The sequence below is a fragment of the Enterobacter sp. SCRI0065 genome, assembly GCF_059766475.1.
Genome location: NZ_JCBAJB010000001.1, coordinates 243829 through 263294 on the forward strand (window position 1 = coordinate 243829; position 19466 = coordinate 263294).

The following is a 19466-nucleotide window of genomic DNA, read 5'->3' on the forward strand; positions in this document are numbered from 1 at the left end:
CCCATCCTGCCTTTATCAGCGAATATTGAGCGCTTCGACCATCACACACCGACGATTTCTGGCGAACGTGCGTGCCGACGTCAGCCCTTCACCGGTAGGACCTGCAATAGTGAACGTGGCGTGGCCTTCACCGCCGACACCAATTCCGGCATAGGACGGACCATTTTTCACAAAAATGGTGGTCTGGATCAGCCGTGCCATCTTGGTGAGTTTTTCGACATTGGTGGAGTGCATGATGGCGGTGTGACGATTGCCATGTTCCACTTTTATCGCCAGCTCGATGGCCTCATCGACATTTTCGACCCGCACAATGGGCAGAACCGGCATCATCAACTCATGCACGACAAACGGATGGTCGCGCTCCGTTTCAATCAAAATGACTTTGACCTCTTCGGGGGCGCTAATACCGATTTGTTGCAGAATATAGCGAGCATCTTTGCCGACAAATGCCGTGTTCGGACCCGTTCCTTTGTCGTTGAGCACCAGCGCCTGCAACTGCTGAATGTGCTGTTTATCGCACAACAGCAGCGCGCCGCTTTTCTTCATGCAGTGGATGAGATAATCCGCCACTTCATTAACGACGATGACCTCTTTTTCCGCGACGCATGGCAGGTTGTTGTCAAAACTACAGCCGTTGATAATGTCGCGAGCAGCTTTCTCGATATTGGCGGTTTCATCCACCACGGCAGGTGGATTACCCGCTCCCGCGCCAATCGCTTTTTTACCCGACGACATGACGGTTTTAACGATGGCGGGGCCGCCCGTCGCAACCAGCATATTGACGCGAGGATCGTTGATTAACGCGTTGGTGTTATCGATGGAAGGCGTTGTCACGGTGACAACCAGATTGGCGGGTGCCCCCAACTGGGCCAGCCGTTGATTGATTAGCGCAACGCAGTGGAGCGACACCTCACGTGAACGCGGGTGAGGGCTGAAGATAACCGTATTTCCCGCCGCCAGCATACCGATGGAGTTGTTGATAATGGTTTCCGTCGGGTTGGTCGTCGGGGTGATTGAACCAATAACGCCATAGGCGGAGTACTCCGTCAGAGTCAGACCGCCGTCGCCGCTCAGCGCCCCGGTTGCCAAATCTTCGACTCCTGGGGTTTTCTGTGCCGCCACCCGATTTTTGGTCAGCTTATCCGCGTAGTTTCCCATCCCGGTTTCATCCACGGCCATTCGCGAAATAGCTTGTAAAACATCTTCTTGCAGGAACAGTTGGCGGATGCCGTCAACAAAGCTGGTGCGATCCTGCATTGTGCAGTGACGATACTGAATCTGCGCTTGCTGAGCGGCGGCGATGGCTTCATCCATCGTGGCAAAAGCACCGCTGCTTGCGCAGGTGACGCCGAGCGATTCCGGGCGCGCCCGGTTCGCCAGAACGCTGGCCACTATCTCCTCAATATTGTCGTGCGGCGGTCGCACGACAGGATCTGGTGTTGGCGCTGTTGTTATCGTGTATTTGCTCAGAACGCGGGAGACGGCCTGAGAAATTTCAAGATCGTTCATGCTGTTCATTCCTTACTTCACATCGCTTTGCGCGTTAATTGTCGTGCCATCAAATGTACGGCGTTGTCGTTGATTTGAGAGGCGTTGGATCCAGCGTTGACAGCAGCGCCAGCCCAACATCTCTGGCGGCAATGACGGCCTGACGAACGGCGCCTGAATCTCCGGCGAAGGTGAAGATAACTTCATTACTAAAGCTGGTACCACTGGCAGGGCTGGCGTAGCCCACGGGCTCAATAACGGCGGCTTTCGCGGCAGCATCCGCTACCACGATACCAATGGCTGCCGGGCAAGCGCAGGTCATACCGAAGGCTTTGCCAATCGGGGCGCCAAAGGCTTTATTAAGGGCAAAACTGGCACGTGCGGTGTACTGAAATTCAAGATGGCCCGCAGGAGAACCATAGACATCGCCCATGGTTCGCTCAATTTCGGCCAACGCGACTTCAATTGCGCGGCGAACGTCAGACACATCAGAGGCGCCGAAAACAATCATGCATCCGTGTCCACCGCCACCTTGAGTATCACGTGCCAGCTCAATAGAGAGGATTTCGCTGTTGGTGGCCTTAATCGCTTCGTCAGCAGCGAAAATATGCGGGCCGGCTCCGGTGCGTGCACCAAGAATACCGATCGAACGATATTTCTTGTCGATGTTCATGACTTCATGGAGCTGATGATCGACGTTGGCAACAACCAGTCCAATCGTGTGTCCCAGAGCGGTGCCGACAAATTCGGTTAATCCACACCCGGCGATGCTGGTTGTCGATTTCTTATTTGCGCTAACATCGGACTGTTTATTCATTACTTCAGATATAATCTGTTCAACAAGATTATCTTTCATGGTCAGTATCCTTAGGCTTTATTAACTGACAGCTTTTGGCAGGATTTTTTCCACTTCGATATGCGGGCGTGGAATAACATGCACGGAGACCAGTTCACCCACTTTACTTGCTGAGGCCGAGCCTGCATCCGTTGCTGCTTTCACCGCACCCACGTCGCCGCGCACCATTACGGTGACCAGACCTGAGCCAATTTTCTCATAGCCAACCAGAGTGACGTTTGCGGATTTAACCATGGTATCAGCGGCTTCAATTGCAGATACCAGACCTTTTGTTTCAACCATACCTAATGCTTCTTGTTGCATAATGACCTCAATATTCCAGGTGAGAGTAAAAGCAAGTAATGGAATAACCAACAAAGCGGCATCCATTGACTTAATAATTCATGCACTACGATATTATTGCGCTGAGGAAAAAATGTTTTGCCCGCCAGAGAGACTTTCTTGTTTTCCGCTTGCTGGCTGGACAATAAAATCCTCTCTCTGAACCGTTCTGAAATAACCCGATCAGGCAACGGCGGACATCGTCAATGAAAGCGTCGCCGCATCCTGGGCAATCATTTTTTCTTCATTGGTGGGGATCACGGCAACGACAGGCGAATCAGGTAATGAAATCACTCCGTCCCGACCTGCGAATACCTGCGCATTTTTTGCGGTATCGAGCCGGACGCCAAACACGGCAAGGCGTTGTGCCGTTAACTCACGAACCAGCGCTGAGTTTTCGCCAATGCCGCCGGTGAAAATCAGGGCATCAAAGCGGTGCAGCGAGGCGAGGTGTGCGCCAAGATGACGTGCAAGCCGGTGGACCATAACGTCAATTGCGAGGCTGGCCTGAGGGCAGCCAAGACTTCGCGCCTCCTGTAATGTCCGGCAATCGCTGGAAAGACCAGAAAGGCCAAGCAGCCCGGATTCGTTATTCACCATGGTGTAAAGCTCGTCGATGGACTGTCCGGTGGTGCGGGCGATATAGGCGGCAGCACCAAAATCCAGATCGCCACATCGTGTCCCCATCACCAGCCCCTCAAGCGGCGTCATGCCCATCGAGGTATCCACGCTTTCGCCATTTTTAACCGCGCAAACCGACGAACCATTGCCCAGATGAGCAATGAGGATCCCATGATCGTCAGGGTCGAGATTCAGACGAGCGACCGCCTCTTCGGCGATAAAACGATGCGAGGTGCCGTGAAATCCATAGCGGCGCACCTGGTGCTGTTGTTGATATTCCAGAGGGATGGCATAGGTGTAGGCTTCGGGCGGTAACGTCTGATGGAAAGCCGTATCGAACACGGCAACATGCGCAAGCGCAGGCAGCAGCGAGATGGCCGCTTCGATGCCGACCAGGTTGGCCGGATTGTGCAGTGGGGCCAGGGCAGAGAGTTCCCGAATGCGTGCGATGACGGACGGCGTGATTAACACCGACTCCGTAAAGTCACTGCCACCATGTGCCACGCGATGCCCAATAGCGCTCAGGCGAGGCAACAGCCCCTGCATATTAAGCATGGAAAAAAGCGCGGTTAATGCGCTGGTATGGCTGGCATCTTCAAGCGGTTGGGTCGTTTTATGGCCCGCCGGGTCTTGAAAGGTGATGCTGGCGTCCTGTAGACCCAGTTTCTCTGCCAGTCCGGACAGCAGCGGCACGTCCTCGTTGCGCGGTAATACGGAGAATTTAAGCGATGAAGAACCGCAGTTAATCACCAAAACCAGTGAAGCTAACGACATGATGACTCCTGTCATTCAAGACAATGACGCGTTAAAGGGGGAAAGCGGAAAATGCTCGTGGCTAAAGTGCGCTAACGTGGTGTTGGCGATCGCAATGTCTTCTTCTACGGTGCCGCCGCTGATGCCAATTGCCCCAAGCAGAATGCCGTTGGACCAGCAGGGCAAGCCACCGCCGAAGCAACAGATGCCCGGTTCATTCTGCAAACCATAGAGGCTGGCACCTGGCTGGACAGCCGTTGCCAACATATGGGTCGGCATTTTCAGTGCGACAGCCGTCCAGGCCTTTTGACCGGCAAGCGTGTGGCTGATGAGCAAGGCGTTATCCATGCTAAAGAAGTAGCGTTGCTGACCGCCCGCATCGACCAGGCTGAATACGATGGGAACATTGCGGTCCTCAGCCACCTCGTGGGCATATTTCGCCAGAGAAGCCGCATCCGTTAGGCTCAGCGAAATCCGTCGTGATGAGAGCTGGCGAGAAATGGCGTCGCTGATACGGTGCTCAAGTTCGAGGTCCAGACTGTGTTTCATGCTATTTCTCACCGGTGGATGATTGCCCGTTGATATCCAGAGCATCGACGATGCCGACCACTGCCGCATCAATCACCGAATGCTCTTTGCTGTTACTCATGCGGGCGGAACTTCCCGTCGTCACGATCACAATTTCGCCGTTCCCCGCGCCAACGCAATCAACGGCGACCTGCGCTGTCCCCGTGGGCTGATAATGCTCGTCCAGGCGGGCGACAATCAGCAGTTTCGCCCCATTGAGTGAGGCATGTTTTGTCGTGGAGACCAATGCCCCTGTGACCTTAGCCAGATACATATTCCCCCCCTAGGAAGACTGAATAATGGTGATGCCGCGATCCCGTATTTCATCTCGGGCGGCCGGCGTAATCAGCGTGTTACTGCCTATCTGCATGGACTGGCCTGCCTGCATTTGTCGTACGTCGCTAAGCGTTATCAGCGGCTTCTCGCGGCGCACGTTTGGCGTATTGCTGGTGGCGATAGCTTTACCGATGACCGTAAAGCCATATTCCACAAGCGTTTGAGCATAAAGCGAAAGACGCGCCTGAAAGGCAGGTGAAAATGCGCCAGCCGTGGTGTCCTGGCATTCGGCGTTAAGGGTGACAACAATCTGTTTGGTCTGGCTCAGGGCATGGAACGCCCAGCGGCACACCAGGTTATCGCGAATCCCCAAGGCGATTTTGCTCATGCTGTTGCTGGACAAAGCCGGCAGGTAAAGCGCGCAATAGTCGTTTGATGCCTGAGCGGGATCGCTGTTATCGCACAAGGCATCGATACCGCGTTGCGCAAGGCCTTCCAGACAGGCCATTTGCAGGGAAGAAGACGCGGCGCTATGCGAGAAGGTCAGCAGCAATAAATACCCCCCGTTGCTCAGTGCGGCGAGGCATTCCAGGGTGGCGGGTAGGGTGGAGAGATCTTCTCCGCTCACCACTACGCGCATGACCTGATGCGTTTGCAAGCGCTGCTGGCGACGCGCCAACAGTTCATCGATGATGGCGTCCACTCGCTGTGAAAAACGATCGTTGTCGATCCGGTTTACCTCAGCGATTCTGCCAGGCAGCCTGATTTTCAGGCGTTCATCCATAATGGCATTCCGTTATCACGCGTCGCACGCAGTCGCCATTGCGGAGGCCAAAGCCGTTGGCCTCTTCCACATCAATATGCATTTCCAGCACAGCATCGGCGCTAACGCGTACTCGCACGTGGCTAAGAATACCGCCGCGATGGCCATCAATCCGCACGTCAATCTCCATCCCATCGCGCAGGGAAAATTGCTCCGCTTCGGAAGGGGAAATGTGAATATGGCGCCAGGCGACAATTGCGCCGCCGTGCCTTGTCACGCGTCCGCACGGGCCGATGATGTCGATACCCGGTGAATCCTGTAGATCGCCGGACATCCGCACCGGCGCTTTGATACCGAGCGCAAAACCATCGGAAACGGAGATTTCAATCTGAGTGGCGCTGCGCAACGGGCCGAGTACCCGCACTTTCTGCAATTCACCTTTAGGGCCGCACAAGGTGACGGTCTCAACGGCGGCATACTGGCCTGGCTGTTTGACGGCTTTCATGCGGGTTAACGTTGAGCCATAGCCAAACAAAACGTCCATGTCTTCCCGGCAAAGATGCACATGGCGGTTAGAAATCCCCACCGGGATATCCAGAGTCTGTACTGCGTTGGCCGCCTGAATGGCAGGCCTTGCACCTTGAGCTTTCAGTTCCTGGATAATTTGTTGGGTAATCAATTCGGCTTGCTGCTGGTTGGTATTCATAACGTCAACGACCTGAATAAGGAATGAAATAGGGCTGATTTAGCGTATTCGTTCCCGCGTTGCGCTTTTTGCCCTCACGCAGGAGTTTTTTGACCGCCCGGAAAGAAAGATGACAATCTTGTCCAGATTTACCCGGCGATCCGCGTCAGGAGTCGGTCAACATCGCTTGCCGTGGGAGAATATGGATTTGAGGCTGTACACCCATCGGCCAGCGCGGCTGCGATAAGCGGCTGGCGTAACGATTCGAGAGTCGCCAGATCTGTGCCAAGCTCGGCGAGCGTGGCGGGAATGCCAAAGTGGCGATTGATATCGCAAAGGCTATTGACTAGCGCGCGGACTGTTTCCCGGTGGGTGGGAGCCTGAATACCCATGATCGCGGCACATCTCAGATAACGTTCGCAGGCATAGGGCGAATGTTCAGCGTTGTCCTCAATAATCAACGGCAACAGCATGGCATTAATTTTGCCGTGCGGAATGTGGAGCATGCCGCCAATGGCGTGCGCCAGGCCGTGCACCAGGCCCAGCCCCGCAGAATTAAACGCCATCCCTGCCATGCAGGAGGCATTGTGCATGTGCGCGCGTGCCTGACTGTTTTTCTCATCCGCAAAAATGACGGGCAGGTGCTGCCAGGCAAGCGCAATGGCTTTTTCCGCCAGCGCGTCGCTAAAGTCATTTGCCCCTGTGGAGACCAGCGCCTCGATGGCATGCGTAAGGACATCCATGCCGGTATCAACGGCGACGTGACGGGGAACGGAGCTCACCAGATGGGGATCCAAAATGGCGCAATCTGGCACCAGTTCATCCGCGACAAGAGGATATTTTCGGCCATTTTGCGGATCTGAAATAATGGCATAGGCAGTGACTTCCGATCCGGAGCCGCTGGTGGTGGGGATGGCAATGAGTTCAATGGCGTGGTCGGAGAAATACTCCTCCAGCGTCACCTTAATTCCTTTCGCGGCGTCCAGCGATGATCCCCCGCCGAGTGCAATGATCACATCCGGCTTGAAACGCTTAAATTGCGCGGCACCTGCTTGCAGGATCTCAATGCTGGGGTCAGGTTTGACGTCGCTAAAAATAGAGACAGAAGCCAACGGCATCTCGTTGATCAAATAGCGCGTTTTACCGGTCGACGCCATAAAGTCATCGGTCACGATCCCGACCTTCTTATGGTTTAATCTGCGCAACGTTGCGATGGCGTTTTCGCCAAAATAGACTTTAGGAATAGAAAAAAAAGAACTCGCCATTTCTCAACGACCTTATCTCTTAAAACGAATGACCGACAGGCGATCGTCGGACGTGAAAAGAGATTTCATGGTGTCATGGAGAGGGAGGGAAGCTGCTATCTCTGCTTGTGCTTTGCCAGGATTATGTTGCTGTCGTGGTGTGTTGACTGACAAAAAAATCCATTTGAGCCGATGATGACACGTTATAACTTCACGCCATTTGTTATAAAAGAATCGTCTTCCCGAAATGGCGCTTCTCTCATTTCTCGACCATGCTGATTAAACCTTGCTGTTTGCAGTGAGGTTTACGCTGTTTCTTATTAATCACAAGGAATTAGGTTATGAAAAAGACGACTGCCATTCTGCTGGGAACTGCCATTCTGTTTACCTCTAACGCCTTCGCTGCCGAGCTGCTCACTCGCGAAGATTTTAAGAAAGTAGAAACGCAGTATGAAAAGATCGGGACCGTGTCGACCTCCGGTGAAACAGCCGTCTCTGATGCAAAAGAAGAACTCATCAAAAAAGCCGATGAAAAAGGTGCTGATGTGCTGGTATTGACCTCAGGCAATACTGATAAAAAAATCCACGGCACTGCTGATATCTACAAGAAAAAATAAGCCTTTCTGGCCGCCCCGCGATGGGGCGGTCAACCCCTCCCTCCATTTCCCGTCATAACAATCTGATTTTTATAAAGTAAACATTTGGTTACATTTTGCCAGTAAATTAGCCTGCGCATAATAAATTAAATAATTATGATTTCCATTCTCATTTACACACAAAAACAATTCCGGATGGGAAATTCATGTATTTCAATGACAGGGATAATGGCGGGGTTTTACCCGCATTGGCATTCAAAAAACCTTTTACGATTTCGCTCCTGACGCTGGCAATCCAGGCTGTCGCGCATCCTGCGCTGGCGGCTGAGAACACCAGTGAACAGGATCTGGTGGTCTATGGTGCGACCGAAAGCACCCCGGACGAGCGGCAAGATTACACCGTTAAAACGACCCGCGCGGGAACCAAAATGCTGATGGCACCGCGCGACATACCGCAGTCCATTAGCGTGGTCACGCAGCAGCGCATGCAGGATCAGGATCTGCAAAACGTCGATGAGGTGCTGACAAACGCAACGGGCGTCTCGTCGCAGCAGATTGACAGTGAACGCTCAAACTACTTCTCGCGCGGTTTTGAAATCACCAACTTCTCTTATGACGATATCCCGACATCGATGGGCGATGCCTGGAACTTCGGCGACGCGACGGGAGATACGGCGATTTACGAACGCATCGAAGTGGTGCGCGGCGCGGCGGGCCTGATGACGGGCGCGGGCGATCCGGGAGCCTCTGTGAATATGGTGCGAAAGCGTGCCGACAGCAAAACCGTTGCCGGTAATCTTAGCGTCAGCTACGGGAGCTGGAATAAACAGCGTTATGTGGCCGATCTTTCTGCGCCGCTGAATGCAGACGGCAGCCTGCGCGCGCGCGTCATCGCCGGTTATCAGGATCAAGACAGCTGGCTGGACCGTTACGGAAAGCGTAAGAAATTCCTCTATGGTGTGATGGATGCTGATATCACAGATAACACCACGGTTTCACTCGGCTGGGACTACCAACAAACCAATACCGCCAATCCTACCTGGGGTGGGTTGCCGAGCCTGTACAGCAACGGCTCGCGCACGCATTACGATCGCAATGTGAACACCTCAGCAGACTGGACCGGGTATAACATTGAATCGCGGAAAGTCTTCGCTAACCTGACGCATAACTGGGATAACGGCTGGTCATTCCGCTTCAACGGCACCCACGGCGAACAAACGTTCAACGATACGCTGCTCTACGTGATGGGGAACCCCGACGCAGACACGGGTGAGGGCGCGAGCGGCTGGGGAAGCAAAGATCGCGGAAAACGCACGCTGGACTCTTTCGATTCTTACGCCAGCGGGCCGTTCGCGCTTTTGGGGCGTCAGCATCAGCTGATGGCCGGGGCGAGCTACAGTCGCCAGCATAACGCGACGTTCAGTAAAGATGGGCCAATGGACAGCGACCAGCTCGGTATATTCAATAATCACTGGGATGGCAGCGTGGCCGAGCCGGAGTGGGGCGACTGGTATCAAAATGCGGATGATATTGTGCGTCAAAAATCGGTCTACACGGCAGCCCGTTTCTCGCTTGCCGACCCGCTGTCGCTGATCCTGGGCGCGCGTTATACCCAGTACAGCACCAATGGCAGCAGCGGCGATATGCGTAAATACAACACCACCCCTTACGGTGGCGTAGTGTATGACCTTACCGAGAGTTTATCGGCTTACGCCAGTTACACCTCAATCTTCGCCCCGCAAACCAAGCGCAGTAAAGACGGCGCGTGGCTCGCTCCGGTGACCGGCAAAAACTACGAAACGGGTTTGAAAGCCGACTGGATGGACGGTCGTCTGACGACCAACTTCGCCGTGTTCCGTATTGAACAAGAAAACGCAGCAGAAGCCATCAGCGGTGAATTTGTGAATGGCTCCAGCGAGCAGGCCTATCGCGCAACAAAAGGGGCGGTGAGTAAAGGGGCGGAATTTGAGGTGAACGGTGCAGTGACCGATAACCTGCAACTGACCTTCAGCGCCACACGCTACGTTGCGCGGGATACCGAGGGTCGGTTCAACAGCTATGCGCCGCAAACGCAGCTTAAACTCTTCAGCCGCTATCGTCTTCCGGTGCTTGCGGAGCTGACATTGGGCGGGGGCGTTAACTGGCAAAACCGGGTGTATAAAGATGTCACCGGGCCGGATGGGGAAACGCAGCGTCTGTATCAGGGCAGCTATCCGCTGGTGGACCTGTTTGCGCAATATCAACTGACCAAACAGCTGGCGGTTCAGGCCAATATCAGCAACCTGTTCGATCGTGAATATTACTCTTATCTCGACGATTCCGCTGTCTATGGCGAACCGCGTAGCGTGTCGGTGAGCATGAGCTATCTGTTCTAACCGGCTACCCCCGCGCTGGCGCGGGGGTAATCGTTAGCTCACCACGGCGTTAATCAGCTCGGCCGCCGGAACCGGTTTTGAAAAATAAAACCCCTGTAGGAAATCGATATGTTTATCACGCAGGTATGCGACCTGAGCTTCCGTTTCGACTCCTTCGGCAATCACTTTTAGGTGCATATTCTTTGCCAGCGCAATCACACTGTCGACCAGGCGAGTATCGGAACTGACGCCAATCTGGCTGACAAACATTTTATCGATCTTAATGAATTCCGGATTAAGGGCCGAGATGTATGACAAATTTGAATACCCCGTGCCAAAGTCATCCAGCGCCACCGAGACGTTGGCTCTTCTTAGTGCGGCAAACCACTCGCTCAACTGAGGGGTAAAATGCAACGGGTGCCGTTCAGTTATCTCTATAACCACCTGACTTTGATTGGCATTAAATTTCTTTAATAGCTCGCAGGTATCGGATTCAAAACCAGGATCGAGGCAATTTTGTGCGCTGATATTAATGCAAATATAGATGCCCGTCGGGAAACGGTGGATCTGATATTGCAGATCGAAAATCACCTGCTGCATCAGTGAATGCGTTAGCGCAACGATAAGATGATGCTGCTCGGCCAGCGGAATAAAAATGTCTGGGGAAACATAGCCGCACAGCGGATGTTTCCATCTTGCGAGCACTTCAATTCCGGCTAATGCCCCCGTTTCTGCATTCACAAAGGACTGATAAAACGGGACGATTTGCCGTTGAACAATCGCAGTTTGTAGGGCTTTAACCTGCACGGACAGCTGCTTTGATTTACGCCATGACGAATGGCGAGCCAAAAGCGAGCTTATGGCAGAAGGAAAGAAGGTGTTCTTTTTATAGGTGTTAGGCATTTTTTTGTGTCGCGCTGTCGCCAGGCTAAAGCCTGGCGAGGTTGGGCTAAATCATCAGGCCGAAGTCAGAATTTGACCCAGTCATCATGATTGTTGGCCGTAGCATGTTTTTTGGTTGCCAACGACACCATGCTGCTTTTACCGAGGGTCCGGGACTCGCGCTGCGGATTGGCCTCTTTTGAGACCCGGAAAACGGAGACCACTTTCTCAAGCTGAACGGCCTGATCTTCCAGCGAGCTGGCTGCCGCTGAAGACTCTTCCACCAGCGCAGCATTTTGCTGCGTCGTGGTATCCATCTCGGCCATCGCCTGAGCAATCTGCGCTATTCCGCGGCTTTGTTCGTCGGTGGCAGCGGCAATTTCGCTCATGATGTCGCGTACCTGAGCAACCGATGTCTCGATTTTTGACATCGCCTCCCCGGCACCCTCCACCAGGTTAAATCCGGTATCCACATGCCCAACAGATTCGAGGATCAGATTTTCGATCTCTTTCGCCGACTGGGCGCTACGCTGCGCCAGAGTACGGACTTCGGCGGCGACCACCGCAAAGCCTTTACCCTGATCGCCCGCGCGTGCCGCTTCGACCGCCGCATTCAGCGCCAGAATATTGGTCTGGAAGGCGATGCTGTTAATGACGGTGGTTATCTCAGAAATACGGTGCGAACTGGTGCGCACGTTTTTCATGGTGTCGATCACCTTCTTCGAAATCTGGCTACCCTCGTTGGCATTCAGTGAGGCTTCTTCCGCCAACAGGCGTGCGTGGTTGGCGTTCTCAGCATTCAGCGCTACGGTCGACGTCAGCTCTTCCATACTGGCGGCGGTTTCCACCACCGCTGCGGATTGCTGCTCGGTACGTGCGGAGAGGTCCATGTTGCCTGCGGCGATTTCCGTTGACGATCGCGCTACGCTATCCACGCCGTCGCGGACGTCATTAATGATGTTCTTGAGATTTTCATTCATGGTCGCCACTGCCTGCATCAGCAGCCCCGGCTCGTCGCGGCGGGTACTGGACAGCGTGCTGGTCAGATCACCTTTAGCGATCTGCTCGGCGACGCGCAGCGTTTCATTAAGCGGACGCGTAATCGATAAGGTAATCCCCATCGCCAGCAGAACGCCCAGCGCAATACCTATCGAGGCAACAATCCCCATCTGCATCTGAACATCGCCCACCGTCTCGGCAACCAATTTCTGCTGCATGTTAAACAGGGTTTGAATCGCCTGCGTGAGCACTGCGGCCTTGCCGGTTAAACTGTCTGAAAGCGTTGACTGGGCAGTCCAAACGCTTTTGTAATTATCCAACTCGGCGGCGACGCTTTGCATGGTAGTTATGCTCGCGAGGATCCACACTTTGTGCTCCTGCGTGGCGACGGTGAGCAGTCTGTCGGCATCACGTTTGCCATTGTCGATGCTGGAAAGAATGCTGTGCTGAAGTTCATCGGAAGGATGCTGTTTGAAGGTGGATACCTGCGAATCAATATCGCTCATCACAAAGGCGAGATCGGAAGCAATCAGCGAATGCGCAAGATCGAGCGTAGTATTTTGGCTCAGGGAAGCGGCAACCGTGGAGCTATCGCACAGGCCCTGCGTGTTCAGCTTGCGCTCGCTGTCTTTTTTAGCTGAAAGTGATTTTGTGAACGCCGCCAGCGTCTCAACATAGCTGTTAACCGCCCGCGTGGTGTTATCGAGGGCTGTTTTACCCTCCGGGGTCCAGGTAAACGTATCCATTTTAGCCACGGTGGCCTGCATCCGTTCCGTTGCCGCGTTGGTCTGTTCCAGGTATTTCTGATCTAACGTGTACTGAAAATTGGTGCGACCAAGCCGTACGGCAGAAAGGGCGTTAAACAGGTCCGTGGTATGCCCGTTTTTATCAACTTTATCTTGAACGTTGAGTAACCCCATCAGGCCCGTGGTGAGAATGGTAAGGGTGACTAACAGGACGGTCGAATAACCAAAAAATAATTTCTTGCTGATTTTCAAATTCACAAAGCGGTTTAATATGCTCATATACTCTTCCAGTGTCGGTATTTACCGAGCAACAGTGCTTTTGTTTGCTATCATTTTTGCAATACGGGTTCATCGTGATAAGGTAAAAAAAAAGCCCCTCGCACCGTGTGCTCAGGGCAAAACCGCTGGATTGACATCACTCATCCAGGGTATCTGTCTTCTCCTCTTTTTTAGCGGAATGAGTCGGGAGTTCACTCATTCTGTAATAAACGGGGATCACATCAGGATAATCAATGATGTAACCTCGCCCTTTAATGTTTCGAATAAAATCCTCAGGCAATCCAAGCAAGCTAAGCTTGTTGTTTAAATTATGGAGGACTTGCCATAATCGCTGAGTTGAAGGACTTAAGTTATGATCCTCCCAGATTTTTTCAAATAACTCTTCTTTAGTGACTATTTTTGATCTGGCATGTTTAAGGAGATACAAGAACAATCTAAGCATTGTTTCGTTAAAATAAATTGATGCAAAGGAAACGCTTTTATCAGTATGGCTACCCGTCAATCGGTACAGCCTTCGATTTGAAATATCGAAATGAATTTCCGCACCGATCATAAATCCATATAGACGATAGCTCATCTCTATTATACCTAGATAAGAAAACCCTGGTGTGTATGTCGACAGATATACAGCGAAATAATCCTTACTCTTTATAAGGTGGATTATATGGCTGAGATGAGTGCTTTCCAATACACAACACTGTGCACTATGAGGCACCGGTTATGAAACCGGGTTCCGTAGTGATTCGTTTTACATAAACGTTATTTTTAGTCTTTAACCCTATAGCTGCATTGTTTTAAGGTTTTAGATTCTGCAAATGCGTGATTTATCTTCTCATCAACATTAAATCGTGAATTTAGTGATCAATTCAGCATCAATAGCTGATGCGTACGGCACCCGATAATGAATCGTCCTTGTTGTGATGGCGATAGCGATAAAGATAAGAAGATCCTGACAAAAAGAGGAGTGAAGTTATATGATTTATACTGAATCATAAACTGAGCGCGGAGGACGGTTTCATCAACTGATGAGCATGGCTTAAATTTCAATGCACTGATAGATAAGAATAAAATTCTGAATCAGATTTTTTTGCATCGCTAATGGGTACGTCATGAAGAATGTTTATCTTATCAACGAGACCCTGATTTTTGAGCCCGAACTGCGTCGCCTCGGACCGTTGGCAGAGTATCCGCGCAGAGCGGCAACGCTTCACGGGCCGGTAAGTGAGTGCCTGCTTCAGCTCCTCGAACACAACCAACAGGTACTGACACAGCGTTTTCTTTTCACCTCGGTGTGGGAGAAGCACGGTGCGGTCGTCACCACCAATGCGCTTTATCAGACGATTGCCTCAATCCGTAAGGCGCTGAAATCCGCGGGCCTTGAAGAGAACATCATTAAAACGATCCCTAAGGAAGGGTTTAAGTCTGTCGCACAGGTTCGCACAGGTGAGCTGGCGACGTTTGTCATTTCGCATAAAACGGCTATCTATGAAGATTCTCCAGCGGTTTCTACTGAACTGGAAGGCGCCAGGTTAACGACGTCAGAGGTCACTCAGAAAACAGCCTTACGCTCCCGCATTGCCTATTGGATTGCTGCCGTTGTATTTCTCATTTCCTGTGGCGTACTTTTTAGTGCTATTCAAAGCGATGAGCCGATATTTGCCAATTATCAGCACGTGGGTAAACGTAACGGCTGCGAAATTTATTCCTCCTGGCAGGATAAAGCGCAAAGCCTTACTAAATTTATGACGCTTTCATCGCGATATCCGATTCAGTGTCAGGCCGGGGGCATGGTTTGGATGTCGCTTAATCATTCTCAGTTAGGCAGTTCCGTTTTTATCTGCGATCGTCATCCTGACGAGCGCGGTGCGCAGTGCGACTCTATTTTTTACAGGCAGAAGTATTATGAGAATTAATCATCCCGTGCTGCGCTGGTCACTGATTGTGATTGCTATCATCACTCCGCTGATATTCGCAGGCTACAGCCATTATCAGCGTAATCATTTTCGCTGCGAGGCACATATGATCATCGTGGATGATGATTCCGTAGTTGACGTTATGACAAATTATAACTTTAAGGGGGATGCGGGAACATTACGCTCATCCGGGGAATATGTGAAAAACGACGCGAGTCAGATGGCGATCAGTAATCAAATTAGCTTTGCCTTCTGGCGGGAAGGGGGAGACGTTATCATGGTCTCCAATGATACCAATGAACTGCCTAAGAAAAGTGAGCCTTATCGCCTGAATATCCCTGATTTTTACCACAGTCGCGATCGGGGTATTCGAATTAAAATAACGCCAGCACATTCCGCCGGCTATTTCTTCAGCTATTCCAACACGCCTCTTTTTTATTGCGCCAAAGGGTGAAGGGAAGTTTATCCCTTCAATCTCCCGGCTACTTTTATCCTGTTTCCTCTGTTTACACTTGATCACAAATAGATAATGAGTATAGTTCTCATTCTCTTTAGTGTTTGTGGGCGCAGATGGACATCTCCCGCATAAACAGTGAGCGCAGATCTCACACGGAACACTGAGTTTTACGGTGGATTCTGCACTGGCCTCACAGCCTGTAAACAAAACCTCAATCGCACAGCAGTATGCGACGCAGTTCCCCGCCTGATTGATCTCTTTGAACGGTAAAGGATGTTCCTGATGACCAAAAAATTGTCCGCGCTGGCATTGCTGGTGGCTGCCTCTCTTTCCGGCTGTGCCGCTCAACATGCCGCAAAGCCTGCTCCTGAAGCACAAACCACCGTCACCGCACCGGCTGAAACGGGCGTGGTGAAACGCGACCTGGCAGACGGCTTGTACGAAATGGTGCTCAGCCCGAAAGGTGACGCACTGTATGTCGCCAGCTCCGAAGGCTTTAAAGATGTGCAGGGCGGCGTAGTTTACAAGCTCGATCCGACGACGTTGAAAACTATCGGTCGCAGCCATACGGATCTGAAAAACTTCGCCCTCGCGATTTCTGCGGATGGTCAAACCCTTTATGTCACTAACTCGCTGGACGGCGGTATCAGCGCCATTAGCACCGCCGATGGCAAAGTGAAAAATCGTCTGCTGTTCACCGAGCGCAATAAAGAAGGCTTCCCTTACGGCGCACGTCAGGTGCTGCTGCATGATGGGTTGCTGTACATCGGCGGCGTCGCGGATCCTGCCGTAGTCTGGGTGGTGGATGCCGAAACGCTGAAGCTCAAAAAAACCATCAAAAACGCCGGTCAGTGGGTGACTGGCCTGCTGTGGTCTGAACAAACCGGACGCATTTATGTGGCGAACGGCGGCGGCGAAATTCTGATTATCAACCCGCGTACCAACCGCATCGAAAAACGCTGGAAGCCGCTCGGCGACAAACCGGCGCTGCTGCTTAACATGGCGGAAGACAGCGCCACCGGGCGTTTGTTTGTCACCGATAACTCCCAGGCGAAAACCACGCTGGTGCTGGATATCCACACCGGCAAAGTGATTAAGCAGCTTGAAGTGGGCGATTCGCTGGCGGTGATATTCAACGCCAAACGCAATGAGCTGTACATCACCCAGCGTGAAAGCGGAAAACTGCTGAGCCTGGATGCTACCACGTACGCCGTGAAGCAAACCTGGGATCTGCCGCCTAATCCTAACAGCATGGTGCTGTCGGAAGACGGTCAGACGCTGTACGTCACCGTCAAGCAGGCTTTCAATAAAGACCACTCGACTAACGGGCCGGACAGCGTTGTCCGTATTGCTCTGAAATAAAAAAGATTAGGCCCGGAAACGGGCCATTTTGCGCGTATTTGAACGAGTTAATCATGAACAACACCACAATGAACAAAACGCTGCTGGCGCTCGCCATCGGCACGGTTATGCATCCCGCCTTTGCTGCGCAAACGGCAAAAGAAGAGACCGTCGTAGTCCAGGCAGCCCCGGCGAATGATTTTAAACCGGGCGGCGATCAACTGGTTCCGGCGTTCCTCGATGGGCAAGTTGCCAACGGCGGTCGTATGGGGATGCTCGGCCAGCAAAATGCGATGGACGTGCCGTTCAGCATTATCAGCTACACCGCTAAACTGGTTGAAGATCAGCAGGCAAAAACCATTGCCGATGTTGTGGCGAATGATGCGGGCGTGCAGTCCGTGCAGGGCTACGGCAACAGCGCCGAAAGCTACCGCATTCGTGGCCTGAAATTTGACGGCGACGATATGACCTTTGGCGGCCTCTCCGGCGTGCTGCCGCGCCAGGTAGTGGACGCACAAATGGTAGATCGCATTGAGATCTTTAAAGGGGCAAACTCGCTGATGAACGGCGCGGCCAGCTCCGGCGTTGGCGGGATGATCAACCTCGAACCGAAACACGCGGGCGACGTGCCGCAGGCGAAAGTCGGCGTAGACTACACCTCCAATTCCCAGATTGGCACGACGCTTGATGCGGGTCGTCGCTTTGGCGATAGCGACCAGTTTGGTGCGCGCGTTAATCTGGTCCACCGTGAAGGCGAAGCGCCGGTGGCGAACGATCGTCGTCGCACCACGCTGCTTTCAACTGGCCTTGACTACCAGGGTGACAACTTCCGCACCTCTGTCGATCTGGGCTACCAGAAGAAAACCTTCCACGGCAGCGAAACGGGCGTCAATATTTCGGGTGTGGATTTCGTACCAGAGCCTCCCAAAAACGACCGTAACTATTCGCAGAAGTGGGCTTACAGCAATATCGAAAACGAATTTGGGATGTGGCGCAGCGAGTACGACATCACCGATAGCTGGACGGCCTATACCGGACTCGGCGCACAGCATGCCCATGAAGAAGGGCTGTACAGCGGTGCGAAGCTAATCGACAAGAGCGGCAACGCGACGGCAACGCGCCTGGATACCAACCGTATCAGCGACTCGGTCAGCGGCATGGCGGGGATCCGCGGTAACTTTGATACCGGTTTTGTGTCACACAAGGTGAACGTAGGCTACTCGGCGCAGACCAAAAACGAAAAAATCGCGTGGAGGATGTCGGCGGCGGCCGATAACCCCGTCACCAACATCTATCACAATAACGGCGTGGAGAAGCCTGACAGTAGCAACTTCAATGGGTCGGGCGGCAATTACAGCGATCCGCTCACCAGCGGTCGCACGCGTACTCAGGGCTGGTTGTTGAGTGACACCCTCGGCGTACTGGATGACAAACTGCTGTTCACCGCCGGGGCACGCCATCAGAAGGTGGTGATCCGTGGTTATAACAAAATCACCGGTGTAGAAAACGCAGCAGACAGCTTTGACGGTAGCCGCTGGATGCCGACCTACGGCGTGGTGTACAAGCCGTGGGATGAAATTTCCCTCTATGCTAACCACACCGAAGCACTCCAGCCGGGTAAAACCGCGCCAAACACCGCGACCAACTACGGGCAGAGCACCGGTATCGTTCACTCCAAACAAAACGAAGTGGGCGTGAAGGCTGACTTTGGTCGTGTGGGCGGTTCTCTTGCGTTGTTTGAAATCAAAATGCCGTCGGCGATCCTCGACAGAGAGACCAAACACTACGGTCTGGATGCGGAACAGCGTAACCGCGGCGTGGAGCTGAATGTGTTCGGTGAGCCAATGCTGGGGATGCGCCTGAACGCCAGCGCCACATGGTTGCAGGCGGAGCTGACCAAAACCAACAACGGCCTGAACCAGGGCAACGATGCGGTCGGCGTGCCGAACTTCTATGCGGTACTGGGTGCCGAATACGACATCAAGCCGATCGACGGCCTGACCGCCACCGCGCGCGTGAACCATTCCGGCTCACAGTATGCCAATCTGACGAATACTAAAAAGCTCGATAGCTACACCACCCTGGATCTGGGCATGCGCTATCGCTTTGCGGTGAACCAGAATCAAAACCAGATGACCGTTCGTGCGGGCATCGACAACGTGACTGACGAGAACTACTGGTCAAGCGTGGACGACTCGGGAACCTACGTGTTCCAGGGCGAAGCGCGCACCTTTAAAGTCTCTGTCGGCTACGAGTTCTAAGCTTTATCCTCGTTATCAGGGGCAAGGATGCCCCCATCCCTCCGCTGACCTATAGCTTGCTCCT

At 52.8% G+C, this 19466-nt stretch carries 18 protein-coding genes; 6 read left to right on the forward strand and 12 right to left on the reverse strand.

Annotated elements, in window-relative coordinates; translation table 11 throughout:
- Positions 1-15: 15 nt before the first annotated feature.
- From AC6EMZ_RS01170 to AC6EMZ_RS01210, 9 genes are all read right to left on the reverse strand, one after another.
- Complete coding sequence (locus AC6EMZ_RS01170) at positions 16-1509, reverse strand: aldehyde dehydrogenase family protein (RefSeq protein ID WP_498400550.1); 1494 nt, start codon at positions 1507-1509, stop codon at positions 16-18.
- A gap of 49 nt (positions 1510-1558) precedes the next feature.
- A complete protein-coding gene (pduB, locus tag AC6EMZ_RS01175; RefSeq protein ID WP_498400551.1) occupies positions 1559-2344 on the reverse strand; it encodes a propanediol utilization microcompartment protein PduB in 786 nt (261 codons plus the stop codon).
- 21 nt (positions 2345-2365) lie between these two features.
- Complete coding sequence (grpH, locus tag AC6EMZ_RS01180; RefSeq protein WP_319606415.1) at positions 2366-2647, reverse strand: propanediol utilization system shell hexameric protein GrpH; 282 nt, start codon at positions 2645-2647, stop codon at positions 2366-2368.
- Between the two features lie 201 nt (positions 2648-2848).
- A complete protein-coding gene (tdcD, locus tag AC6EMZ_RS01185; protein WP_498400552.1) occupies positions 2849-4060 on the reverse strand; it encodes a propionate kinase in 1212 nt (403 codons plus the stop codon).
- Between the two features lie 15 nt (positions 4061-4075).
- Positions 4076-4588: a GlcG/HbpS family heme-binding protein gene (locus AC6EMZ_RS01190; RefSeq protein ID WP_498400553.1), complete on the reverse strand. Its 513-nt coding sequence runs from the start codon at positions 4586-4588 to the stop codon at positions 4076-4078.
- Position 4589: 1 nt separating this feature from the next.
- A complete protein-coding gene (locus AC6EMZ_RS01195; protein ID WP_498400554.1) occupies positions 4590-4880 on the reverse strand; it encodes a EutN/CcmL family microcompartment protein in 291 nt (96 codons plus the stop codon).
- A 9-nt stretch (positions 4881-4889) separates the two neighbouring features.
- A complete protein-coding gene (locus AC6EMZ_RS01200) occupies positions 4890-5666 on the reverse strand; it encodes a hypothetical protein (protein ID WP_498400556.1) in 777 nt (258 codons plus the stop codon).
- Positions 5659-6351 (reverse strand): phosphate propanoyltransferase, encoded by a 693-nt coding sequence (gene pduL, locus AC6EMZ_RS01205; protein WP_498400557.1) that lies wholly within the window; start codon positions 6349-6351, stop codon positions 5659-5661. The genes AC6EMZ_RS01200 and pduL overlap by 8 nt, the downstream gene beginning before the upstream one ends.
- Positions 6352-6479: 128 nt before the next feature.
- On the reverse strand, positions 6480-7595 hold the full coding sequence (locus tag AC6EMZ_RS01210; protein WP_498400558.1) for a 1-propanol dehydrogenase PduQ: 1116 nt from the start codon (positions 7593-7595) through the stop codon (positions 6480-6482).
- A gap of 320 nt (positions 7596-7915) precedes the next feature.
- On the opposite strand from AC6EMZ_RS01210, the gene yahO reads away from it, so the two are divergent.
- Together yahO and fhuE are read left to right on the forward strand one after the other, a co-directional pair.
- Entirely contained in the window at positions 7916-8191 is a 276-nt protein-coding gene (yahO, locus tag AC6EMZ_RS01215) for a DUF1471 family periplasmic protein YahO (protein WP_498400559.1), read from the forward strand.
- A gap of 185 nt (positions 8192-8376) precedes the next feature.
- Positions 8377-10545, forward strand: a complete 2169-nt coding sequence (gene fhuE / locus AC6EMZ_RS01220) for a ferric-rhodotorulic acid/ferric-coprogen receptor FhuE (protein ID WP_498400561.1) — start codon at positions 8377-8379, stop codon at positions 10543-10545.
- A 33-nt stretch (positions 10546-10578) separates the two neighbouring features.
- Here the strand turns inward: fhuE and AC6EMZ_RS01225 are convergent, their stop codons facing one another.
- From AC6EMZ_RS01225 to AC6EMZ_RS01235, 3 genes are all read right to left on the reverse strand, one after another.
- Complete coding sequence (locus AC6EMZ_RS01225; RefSeq protein ID WP_498400562.1) at positions 10579-11331, reverse strand: EAL domain-containing protein; 753 nt, start codon at positions 11329-11331, stop codon at positions 10579-10581.
- Between the two features lie 161 nt (positions 11332-11492).
- Positions 11493-13430: a methyl-accepting chemotaxis protein gene (locus tag AC6EMZ_RS01230; protein WP_498400563.1), complete on the reverse strand. Its 1938-nt coding sequence runs from the start codon at positions 13428-13430 to the stop codon at positions 11493-11495.
- Positions 13431-13566: 136 nt separating this feature from the next.
- Positions 13567-14007, reverse strand: coding sequence for a winged helix-turn-helix domain-containing protein (locus AC6EMZ_RS01235; RefSeq protein ID WP_498400564.1), 441 nt, complete (start codon positions 14005-14007; stop codon positions 13567-13569).
- A gap of 532 nt (positions 14008-14539) precedes the next feature.
- Between AC6EMZ_RS01235 and AC6EMZ_RS01240 the strand changes: the two genes are divergently transcribed.
- The 4 genes from AC6EMZ_RS01240 to AC6EMZ_RS01255 all read left to right on the forward strand — a co-directional run bounded on the left by AC6EMZ_RS01240 (position 14540) and on the right by AC6EMZ_RS01255 (position 19402).
- Positions 14540-15343, forward strand: coding sequence for a winged helix-turn-helix domain-containing protein (locus AC6EMZ_RS01240; RefSeq protein ID WP_498400565.1), 804 nt, complete (start codon positions 14540-14542; stop codon positions 15341-15343).
- Entirely contained in the window at positions 15333-15797 is a 465-nt protein-coding gene (locus AC6EMZ_RS01245) for a YqeJ family protein (protein ID WP_498400567.1), read from the forward strand. Before AC6EMZ_RS01240 ends, AC6EMZ_RS01245 begins: the two co-directional genes overlap by 11 nt.
- Before the next feature lie 285 nt (positions 15798-16082).
- The gene (locus tag AC6EMZ_RS01250; RefSeq protein WP_498400568.1) at positions 16083-17162 is read left to right on the forward strand and encodes a YncE family protein; all 1080 of its coding nucleotides are present in this window, start codon (positions 16083-16085) and stop codon (positions 17160-17162) included.
- A gap of 53 nt (positions 17163-17215) precedes the next feature.
- Positions 17216-19402 carry a TonB-dependent receptor gene (locus AC6EMZ_RS01255; protein WP_498400570.1) on the forward strand — a complete coding sequence of 729 codons (2187 nt, stop codon included), beginning with the start codon at positions 17216-17218 and terminating at the stop codon, positions 19400-19402.
- Positions 19403-19466 lie beyond the last annotated feature (64 nt).

What these genes read in the sequence shown, in the direction of transcription:
- AC6EMZ_RS01170 (WP_498400550.1), bottom strand. Translation starts at nt 1,509, where the DNA reads ATGAACGATCTTGAAATTTCTCAGGCCGTCTCCCGCGTTCTGAGCAAA.
- pduB (WP_498400551.1), bottom strand. Translation starts at nt 2,344, where the DNA reads ATGAAAGATAATCTTGTTGAACAGATTATATCTGAAGTAATGAATAAA.
- grpH (WP_319606415.1), bottom strand. Translation starts at nt 2,647, where the DNA reads ATGCAACAAGAAGCATTAGGTATGGTTGAAACAAAAGGTCTGGTATCT.
- tdcD (WP_498400552.1), bottom strand. Translation starts at nt 4,060, where the DNA reads ATGTCGTTAGCTTCACTGGTTTTGGTGATTAACTGCGGTTCTTCATCG.
- AC6EMZ_RS01190 (WP_498400553.1), bottom strand. Translation starts at nt 4,588, where the DNA reads ATGAAACACAGTCTGGACCTCGAACTTGAGCACCGTATCAGCGACGCC.
- AC6EMZ_RS01195 (WP_498400554.1), bottom strand. Translation starts at nt 4,880, where the DNA reads ATGTATCTGGCTAAGGTCACAGGGGCATTGGTCTCCACGACAAAACAT.
- AC6EMZ_RS01200 (WP_498400556.1), bottom strand. Translation starts at nt 5,666, where the DNA reads ATGGATGAACGCCTGAAAATCAGGCTGCCTGGCAGAATCGCTGAGGTA.
- pduL (WP_498400557.1), bottom strand. Translation starts at nt 6,351, where the DNA reads ATGAATACCAACCAGCAGCAAGCCGAATTGATTACCCAACAAATTATC.
- AC6EMZ_RS01210 (WP_498400558.1), bottom strand. Translation starts at nt 7,595, where the DNA reads ATGGCGAGTTCTTTTTTTTCTATTCCTAAAGTCTATTTTGGCGAAAAC.
- yahO (WP_498400559.1), top strand. Translation starts at nt 7,916, where the DNA reads ATGAAAAAGACGACTGCCATTCTGCTGGGAACTGCCATTCTGTTTACC.
- fhuE (WP_498400561.1), top strand. Translation starts at nt 8,377, where the DNA reads ATGTATTTCAATGACAGGGATAATGGCGGGGTTTTACCCGCATTGGCA.
- AC6EMZ_RS01230 (WP_498400563.1), bottom strand. Translation starts at nt 13,430, where the DNA reads ATGAGCATATTAAACCGCTTTGTGAATTTGAAAATCAGCAAGAAATTA.
- AC6EMZ_RS01235 (WP_498400564.1), bottom strand. Translation starts at nt 14,007, where the DNA reads ATGAGCTATCGTCTATATGGATTTATGATCGGTGCGGAAATTCATTTC.
- AC6EMZ_RS01240 (WP_498400565.1), top strand. Translation starts at nt 14,540, where the DNA reads ATGAAGAATGTTTATCTTATCAACGAGACCCTGATTTTTGAGCCCGAA.
- AC6EMZ_RS01245 (WP_498400567.1), top strand. Translation starts at nt 15,333, where the DNA reads ATGAGAATTAATCATCCCGTGCTGCGCTGGTCACTGATTGTGATTGCT.
- AC6EMZ_RS01250 (WP_498400568.1), top strand. Translation starts at nt 16,083, where the DNA reads ATGACCAAAAAATTGTCCGCGCTGGCATTGCTGGTGGCTGCCTCTCTT.
- AC6EMZ_RS01255 (WP_498400570.1), top strand. Translation starts at nt 17,216, where the DNA reads ATGAACAACACCACAATGAACAAAACGCTGCTGGCGCTCGCCATCGGC.